Raw genomic sequence first — 8,017 nt, forward strand, 5'->3', positions numbered from 1 at the left:
GTGGACGCGCTTTCGGCCTTCTTCCTCGTCCCCGTCTGCCTCCTCTCCGCCCTGGGGAGCGTCTACGGCCTGGGGTACTGGAGCGCCGCCGCCCGCCCCGGGAGCGCGGCCCGGGTGCGGGCCTGGTACGGCCTCCTGGGAGGGAGCCTCGCCCTCCTCCTGGGGGCCCGGGACGGGGTGCTCTTCCTGTGCGCCTGGGAGGGGATGGCGCTCTCGGCCTTCTTCCTGGTGGCCACCGAGGACGAGGTCCCCGAGGTGCGGGACGCGGCCTGGGTCTATCTCGTGGCCACCCACGCGGGCACGCTGCTCCTCATGGGTGCGTTTGCCGTGCTCTGCGCGGGGACGGGGTCCTTCTCGCTCCTGGAGTCCGCACTTCTGGAGTCGGGAGCGGCGAGCGCGGCTTTCCTCCTCGCCCTGGGGGGCTTCGGGCTTAAGGCGGGCCTCCAGCCGCTCCACGTGTGGCTCCCGCCCGCCCACGCCAACGCCCCCAGCCACGTCTCGGCCCTGCTCTCGGGGGTGGTCATCAAGATGGGGATCTACGGCATCCTGCGCATCACGGGGCTCCTGCCGGTGCCGCCGGCCTGGTGGGGGTGGCTCGTGCTGGGGCTCGGGGCGGTCTCGGCGGTGCTCGGGGTGGCCTACGCCCTGGGGCAGCACGACCTGAAGCGGCTGCTGGCCTACCACAGCGTGGAGAATATCGGGATCATCGCCCTGGGGGTGGGGTTGGCCCTCCTGGGGCGCTCGGCGGGCCGGCCGGAGTGGGTGGTGCTGGGGCTCGGGGGCGGGCTCCTCCACGTGTGGAACCACGGGCTCTTCAAGGGGCTCCTTTTCCTCTGCGCCGGGTCGGTCATCCACGCGGCCCACACCCGGGAGATGGACCACCTGGGGGGCCTCGCGAAGCGGATGCCCTGGACCGCGGCGGCCTTCGGGGTGGGGGCGGTGGCCATCTGCGGGCTCCCGCCCCTGAACGGTTTCGTGAGCGAGTTTCTGGTCTATCTGGGGCTGTTCCGCACGGCCCTGGCGGAGCCGGGCCGGGACGCCGGGGCGTGGCCCGCGGCCGCCCTGGCCGCGCCCGCCCTCGCCATGGTCGGAGCCCTGGCGGTGGCGTGTTTCGTCAAGGCCTTCGGGGCGGTCTTCCTGGGGGAGCCCCGCTCCGGCCACGGCCGGGGGGCCGTGGAGGCACCACCCTCGATGCTCGGGCCCATGGCGGTGCTTGCAGCGGCCTGCGCGGCCATCGGCCTCTTCCCCTGGGCGCTCGGGCCCGTGCTCGACCGGGCGGTGGGGGCTTGGGGCATGGGGCCTGGGGCATGGGGCACAGGGAGTGGGGGAGCTGCCCTGCCTCCGGTGACGGAGCTGGCGCCGCTCTCGGCGGTGGGGGCGCTGGCCCTGGGCTTGACCGCCCTCCTGGGGCTTGGGGCGTTGTGGGTCCGGGCTCGGCTGCGCCGCCGGCCGCCGGAGCCCGCCGTCACCTGGGACTGCGGTTACGCGGCGCCTTCCGCGCGGATGCAGTACTCCGCCTCGTCCTTCGCCCAGATCCTGGTGGGGCTCTTTTCCTGGGCGCTGGCGCCGGTAACCCGGCTTCCTGGGCTCTCCGGGCCCTTCCCCGGGACGGCGGCGTTCGAGAGCCGCGTGCCCGACGCCGTCCTCGACCGAGCCCTGCGGCCTGTGTTTGCGGGGGCCGCGGAGCTGCTGGGAAGGTTGCGGGTGTTCCAGCAGGGCCGGGTCCAGGCCTACGTCGCCTACGTGCTGGCGACCCTGGTCGTCCTCTTCCTGTGGAGGTGAGGCGATGGCGAGCGCGCTCCTTCACCTGGGGGTCCTCCTCCTGCTCCCCCCCCTCCTCCTGGGGGTCGCCAACCGCACCAAGTCCTGGTTCTCGGGCCGGAAGGGGCCGCCGCTCTTCCAGGCCTACTTCGACCTGGCCCGACTCCTGCGCAAAGGGTTGGTGGTGAGCCGCACGACGACCGCGGTCTTCCCGGCGGGCCCCCTGGTGGCCCTGGCGGCGGCGGTCCTGGCGGGCCTCCTGGTGCCCCTGGGGCCCGCCCCTCTCCTGGGCTTCGCGGGGGACGCGGTGGCGGCGGTGTACCTCCTGGCCCTGGGGCGGTTCTTCACGGCGGCGGCGGCCCTCGACACGGGCTCGGCCTTCGAGGGGATGGGGGCGGCCCGGGAGGTCAGCTTCGCCTCCATGGCCGAGCCCGTGGTGTTCTTGGCGTTTCTGTGCCTCACCCGGCTCTCGGGGGGGCTCACGCTCTCGGCCATGCTCTCCCCCGGGCACATGGCGCCGGCCTGGTCTGCCGCCGGGCCGAGCCTGGCGCTCCTGGCCGCGAGCGTCTTCGTGGTGCTCCTGGCGGAGGGGTGCCGCATCCCCTTCGACGACCCCAACACCCACCTGGAGCTCACCATGATCCACGAGGTCATGGTGCTCGACCACAGCGGCCCCCTCTTCGGCCTGGTGCTCTACGGGGCGGCGGTCAAGTTCCTGGTGCTCGGCGCGGTGCTCGTGCGGATCGCGGTGCCGGCGGCCACGGGCTCGCCCTGGCTCGACCAGGCCGCGTTCGTGGCAGGGCTGCTGGCCCTGGCTGCGGGGGTCGGGGTGGTGGAGTCGGTCATGGCCCGGCTTCGCCTCACCCACGTGCCGACGCTTCTGACGGCGGCCGGGGTGCTGTCCGGCTTTGCCTTCCTCCTCCTCTTGAGGTGAACCGTGGAAGCGCTGCTCGACCTCCTCCTGGTCGCCATCGTGCTCCTGAATTTCTTCGTCCTGGGCACGAGCCGGCTGCGGGCCGTGATCCGGGCCGTGGGGGCCCAGGGGGTGATCCTGGGGGTGCTCCCGCTCCTGGCCCACGGCGCGGCGGGGCCCCGCGCGCTCCTCGTGGTCCTCCCCCCCGTGCTCCTCAAGGGAATCGTGATCCCCGCCATGCTGATGCGGGCGCTGCGCACGGCCCAGATCAAGCGGGAAGTGGAGCCCTTTCTGGGGTTTGCGCCGTCCCTGGTGCTGGGCGCCCTGGGCATGGCGGCAGCCCTGGCCCTGAGCCAACAGCTCCCGCTCCTCCCTGGCCAGCGAAGCGGGCTCGTTGTTCCCGCGTCCCTGGCGACGGTGCTCGTGGGGTTCGTGCTCCTCACCACCCGCCTCAAGGCCATTACCCAGGTGCTGGGCTACCTGGTGCTCGAGAACGGAATCTTCCTCTTCGGCCTGCTCCTCATGGAGGCCATGCCCTTTCTGCTCGAGATCGCCGCGCTCCTCGACCTCTTCGTCGCGATCTTCGTGATGGGCATCATCCTCAACCACATCAGCCGGGAGTTCTCCGACATCGACACCCAGCACCTCTCGGCCCTGCGGGAGTAGGGCGGTGTTCGCGCTCTCGATCCTGTGTCCCCTGGGGCTCGCGGGGCTCGCATTGGCGGTGCCCTCGAACCGCTGGCGGCCCTGGCTCCTGCCCCTGGCGGCGGCGGCGAACCTCGTTCTGACGGCGGGGATCCTCCGCCGAGCCGGGACCTTCCGCGGGGCCGGGTGGGTGGCCCTGGACCCGGCCGGCGCCCTCGTCCTGGGGCTGCTGGCGGTGCTCTTCGGGGTGTGCTCGTTCTACACCGTCGGCTACCTGGGGCACCGGCAGGAGCGGTCGAACCGGGTGTTCTGCGCGTGCCTGCTGGCCTTCCTGTCCCTGGCGAACCTGGTGGCGTGGTCCCGGCACCTGGCCCTGCTGTGGGTTGCCCTGGAGGCCACGACGCTCGCCGCCGCGCCGCTGATCTACTTCAACCGCAACCGGCGCTCGATCGAGGCCACCTGGAAGTATCTGCTGGTGTGCTCGGTGGGCATCGCGCTCGCGCTCCTGGGGTCCTTCTTCCTCGCCTACGCCTGCCTCCACGGGGGCCTCGCCCCCTCGCTCCACCTGGGGGACCTCCTGGCCCACGCGCCCCGGCTCTCCAAGCCTTGGCTCCACGGGGCCTTCGTGCTGCTGCTGGTGGGGTACGGGACCAAGATGGGGCTCGCGCCCCTCCACACCTGGAAGCCCGACGCCTACGGCGAGGCCCCGGGGGTGGTGGGAGCGCTGCTCGCGGGGGGGATGACGAGCCTGGCGTTCCTCGCGGTGTTTCGGGCCTTCCAGGTCTGCGCCGCCGCAGGGGAGGCGGCCTACGCCCGGGGTATGCTCCTGGCCCTGGGTCTCTTCTCCATGGCGGCGGCGGGAGTCTTCGTGGTGCGCCAGCGTGACATCAAGAGGTTGCTGGCCTACTCCAGCGTCGAGCACATGGGGGTGCTCGCCCTGGGGCTGGGGATCGGGGGCGCGGCCACCGCCGGCGCCTTCCTCCACCTGGTGAACAACGCCCTGGCAAAGGGGCTCCTGTTCCTGTGCGCCGGCAACATCCACCGGGCCTACGGCGCCAAGACCACCGACGAGGTGGCCGGGGCGGCCCGGCGCCTGCCGCTGTCGGGGTGGCTCTTCCTGCTGGGCCTCCTGGCGGCCACGGGCTCGCCCCCCTTCGGTCCCTTCCAGAGCCTGTTCGCGATCGGGCGCGCCGCCCTGGAGGCCGGACGGCCCTGGGTGGCGGGCTCCTTCGGGTTCTTCCTCCTCGTGGTGTTCACCGGCATGGGGGCCACCGTCCTCGCGGTGGTCCAGGGGCCGCCCTCCCCTGCCGCCCGTTCCACCGCCTACCGCGACGGCCTCCTCACCGGGGCGCCGCTCCTGGTCTTCTTCGGCCTCGTCCTCCTCCTCGGCCTCTGGCTCCCCCCGCCCCTGGCCGACCTCCTGCGGCAGGCGGCAGAGCTTGTGGAGGGGGCGGGGTAGGGGACCGGGAGGAAGACGGTGGAAGAGGGGGTCGGGAGTCCCTGCGCGCGCGTCGAGTCGGGGCTCCCTGGGCATGGCCGGGCACGGTATCCGGTATCGGAGGGGAGGTGAGACGGAAATGCTCTTGTCCCCGCTGGCCTCCCCCAGCGTCCCCTCTGGCCTCCGTGGGGAAAGAGCTGCCAACGGGAACGGGTCATCGGAGCGGCAACGCGGCAGGCCAACCCGCCCCCTGCGAAAAGGCCATCCCGCCGGGGCTGTTGCCCTCGGGTACGGGGGCGGGCAAACTGCCAGCGTACGTTCGGCCTCTCTCCGCCGGGGTGCGGCGGGCCGAGGTCCCGAGAAAGGAAGGGTGCTTCGTGACGAGACCTTGTCACAGCGCGGCGCGGAGGGGCCCGAGCGGTGGGAGTACGGCTTCGAGCTCCTGGGGATCGGGGCCCTAACGCCCCAGGGGCAGGGGCTCCCAGGGGGCCCCGGGCGCCCGCTGGATGCCCACGATGACCACGCCCTGGCCGAAGCGCGCCTGGGCCTCGGCGGCCGAGGGGCCGAGGCAATCCTTGGCCACCAGGTACACGAGGCACGCGGCAATCACGGTGAGCACAGCTTTGGTGTAGCGGTCGGCGGGCATGGCAGGCCTCCGGCAGGCGTTGACGGCATAGGGCGAAACATAAGAGCGAACTCGCCTTCCGAGGGACGGTTTGACCGGGCCGGCCAGGGCTTCTTTTCAGCCGACGGCGTCCTTCATGTGTTCGAAGTGCTCGCGGGCCGACTCCAGGACCACGAGCTCGATCAGGCGCGGCGCCGTGACGTCGGCGTCCATCAGGGTCAGGCGGCCGGTGCGGGCGATCTCGGAGGGAGGGAGTCTCCTCGCGAAGTCCGCCAGCGCCGCACCGTTGGCGCGAAGGAGGCCGAGGACCTCCTCCTTGGTGCACCCGGAGTGTTCCCGGGCGTGGCGGTTGGCCGCCTCGGTGAGCATCTCCGCCGTGACCGGCGGGAGGCCCCGCCCGGCGGCCACCGCCTGCGCGAGGCGGAGCACCTCGTAGTGCCCCTCCGCGATGTGCCGGGCCGTGACCCCCACCGACCACTGCTCGGGGGCACAGGTCTTCGCCCAGGCTTCCGGCGAGCACCCCTCCACGAACGCGACCACCTCGCGGGAGAACGCCTCCAGGCGGTTCGCCAGCGCCTTCGCATCCTCGCTCATGACGTCCATCCCTCTCCCCCGTGTGACTGGCCCCTCGACTGCCCGGCGAGCGGTCCACGATGAGTGGGCTCCCCGACGAGGTAACGCGCCGGCGGCCGGTGGGAGCCTTGGAAATGCTCTTCGGCACGGCGCGCAGGACCCGGGGACGAGAGATCTACCGCGCCGGGGCGGGCGAGGGCCGCCCCAGCCTCCAAGAGCCCTCCGCGCCGCCGCCCTGGCTCAGCGGCAGTCTTCCGGAGGTTCGCTGTCGATCTCGTGCACGACTGCGCCGCGCACGTCCACCTTGGCGCACCCGCCGACCCTCAGGGGACCGTCGGTCTGGTCGAACTGGGTCTGAGGGGAGGTCGTCACCTGGCGCCCGCCGATGAGCCAGGTGCCGTGAAAGCCCTCCGGCATGGACTCCACCCAGCCATAGAATCGGGTGCGATCCCGATCGTCCTTCGCCTCCGCCGGCCCCGGCGCCACGAACGACAACGCAAGGGCCACCGCGATGCTCGACCCCACCTTCCAGGGTGAGAAACCATACCATGCGGACGTCATCCCATCGCTCCCTTCCGGCCGTCTCCCGGCCGCTTCCAGCTCTTTGTCTGGTTCGACGCGGCTTGTTGTCGATCCGGGCCGGGCCAGTACGGTAAAATGCCTGACGAGTCTCCCCGGCGGACCGCGAGCATGTCTAAACGTCGACGAGGGCCTCGAACCCTCCGTAGCTGAACCGCTTCATGTCGAAGGGCATCGGCTTGTCCTTCATCTTCTCCGGACTCATGGCCGGGTCGCTCATGACCTTCGCGTTGACTTCGTCGCGATGCTGCCTCGAGCGGTAGACGATGAAGGAGAAGATGAGCGCCTCGTCCGCAGTGAGGCCGGTCAGCTTTGGAAATGGCAACAACTCCATCTCGCCCATTTTCGGGTCGAGGTCGTCTCCGACGCATTCCTTGTAGTCGAGGGCTCCGTGCTTCATCCAGATGTCCCGGCCCTGTTCGGCCATCCTTCGATATTGGTCGAGCTTGCCCTTGGGCACCACGATCAGGAAGCCGTCGACGTATCTCATGGCGATTCCTCCTTTCGCTGCCGGCGCGGTCTGTGCGCCGGGCGCTTAACCGGCGCTGTCAGGCGTCCGGTTCGGGCGCGGGTGCATGCCCGGCATGGGCGTGGATTCAGGGGGTGAAGCTTCTCTGCGGGAGAACCCAAGTAGTCGAACCGCTGGCCAAAGGCAAGGGCGCCTCCGGGAGGAGGGGCTGATACGCAAGGAGGGATCTGAAGGAAGCCGGCGGCAGTGCTGCGCGCCGACGCCAAAGACGATTGCCCAGGAGAGCGCCATCGCACGTGCCGAAGGCGCGCCCGAAGGCGGAGCCCCGCGGGTGAGTCGGCTGCGGGTCAGTGCGAAGGGAGGACCTGTGACGCACTCGACGCCGGTTGTGAACCCGGTTGTGAACTCGTCAGGCGCGATCGGGACGCTGGGCGATAGTCGGACGCTGGTACCCAAGAGCATTGCTGCGGTCACACGAACCACGAGGGAGCCCAAGGGCCTCCAGCAGGTCTTTCGCCAACCCGCTCGCCTCCCCGGTGGCCGCTTGCCGGTTCACTGGCCCAACAGACGCTCGACGTGCAGTTTGCGCACGGTCTCCTGCTACCCCGGCCTTCGCCGGGAGCCCCGACGGCCTTGAGTTCCTGTGGCCCCGTCCCGAGCGGCTGCCGCGGCAGGGGGCGGGGAGGCGGGAGGGGGCGGGGTGGGGGAGGACTCGGCGCCGGGAAGGGGGACGCGGGTGGACTCGAGGGGGGCCCCGGCGGAGACGAGCTCCCCGACGAAGAGGCTCGCGTTCTTCACGAAGAAGAAGGTGGGCAGGCCGTCGGCCAGCTCCGCCAGGCGCAGGGCGTACTCTTCTTCCTTGCCCTGTTCCGGGGTGGCGAGGCCCGGGAGCACCGCGTCCGCGTCGCGGCTCTCGGCCTGGATGAGCTCGCGGATGCTGGTCTCGGGAGGCCTCAAGACGACTTCCACGTCGGCGTCGATGCGCAGCTCGGGCAGCAGCCGCCGCAGGGTGCG

Annotated in this window: 9 protein-coding genes; 4 read left to right on the forward strand and 5 right to left on the reverse strand. The window is 71.5% G+C overall.

The features are described 5' to 3' along the window. The 4 genes from AB1578_19805 to AB1578_19820 all read left to right on the forward strand — a co-directional run. Positions 1-1,782: proton-conducting transporter membrane subunit (locus AB1578_19805; GenBank protein ID MEW6490138.1), on the forward strand; the 1,782-nt coding region annotated here is incomplete at its 5' end. A gap of 4 nt (positions 1,783-1,786) precedes the next feature. After that, positions 1,787-2,695 (forward strand): NADH-quinone oxidoreductase subunit H, encoded by a 909-nt coding sequence (locus AB1578_19810; GenBank protein MEW6490139.1) that lies wholly within the window; start codon positions 1,787-1,789, stop codon positions 2,693-2,695. Between the two features lie 3 nt (positions 2,696-2,698). Next, positions 2,699-3,340, forward strand: coding sequence for a hydrogenase (locus tag AB1578_19815; GenBank protein ID MEW6490140.1), 642 nt, complete (start codon positions 2,699-2,701; stop codon positions 3,338-3,340). A 4-nt stretch (positions 3,341-3,344) separates the two neighbouring features. Next, the gene (locus AB1578_19820) at positions 3,345-4,778 is read left to right on the forward strand and encodes a proton-conducting transporter membrane subunit (protein ID MEW6490141.1); all 1,434 of its coding nucleotides are present in this window, start codon (positions 3,345-3,347) and stop codon (positions 4,776-4,778) included. A gap of 436 nt (positions 4,779-5,214) precedes the next feature. On the opposite strand, the gene AB1578_19825 is transcribed toward AB1578_19820, so the two are convergent. The 5 genes from AB1578_19825 to AB1578_19845 all read right to left on the reverse strand — a co-directional run. Continuing rightward, entirely contained in the window at positions 5,215-5,403 is a 189-nt protein-coding gene (locus AB1578_19825) for a hypothetical protein (protein ID MEW6490142.1), read from the reverse strand. Positions 5,404-5,499: 96 nt separating this feature from the next. Then, positions 5,500-5,976, reverse strand: a complete 477-nt coding sequence (locus AB1578_19830; GenBank protein MEW6490143.1) for a DinB family protein — start codon at positions 5,974-5,976, stop codon at positions 5,500-5,502. Positions 5,977-6,195: 219 nt separating this feature from the next. Continuing rightward, positions 6,196-6,516 carry a hypothetical protein gene (locus AB1578_19835; GenBank protein ID MEW6490144.1) on the reverse strand — a complete coding sequence of 107 codons (321 nt, stop codon included), beginning with the start codon at positions 6,514-6,516 and terminating at the stop codon, positions 6,196-6,198. A 133-nt stretch (positions 6,517-6,649) separates the two neighbouring features. Continuing rightward, positions 6,650-7,024, reverse strand: coding sequence for a DUF1428 domain-containing protein (locus tag AB1578_19840; GenBank protein ID MEW6490145.1), 375 nt, complete (start codon positions 7,022-7,024; stop codon positions 6,650-6,652). Positions 7,025-7,603: 579 nt separating this feature from the next. Beyond that, positions 7,604-8,017: hypothetical protein (locus AB1578_19845; GenBank protein ID MEW6490146.1), on the reverse strand; the 414-nt coding region annotated here is incomplete at its 5' end.

The sequence above is a fragment of the Thermodesulfobacteriota bacterium genome, from assembly GCA_040756475.1.
GTDB lineage: Bacteria > Desulfobacterota > Deferrisomatia > Deferrisomatales > JACRMM01 > JBFLZB01.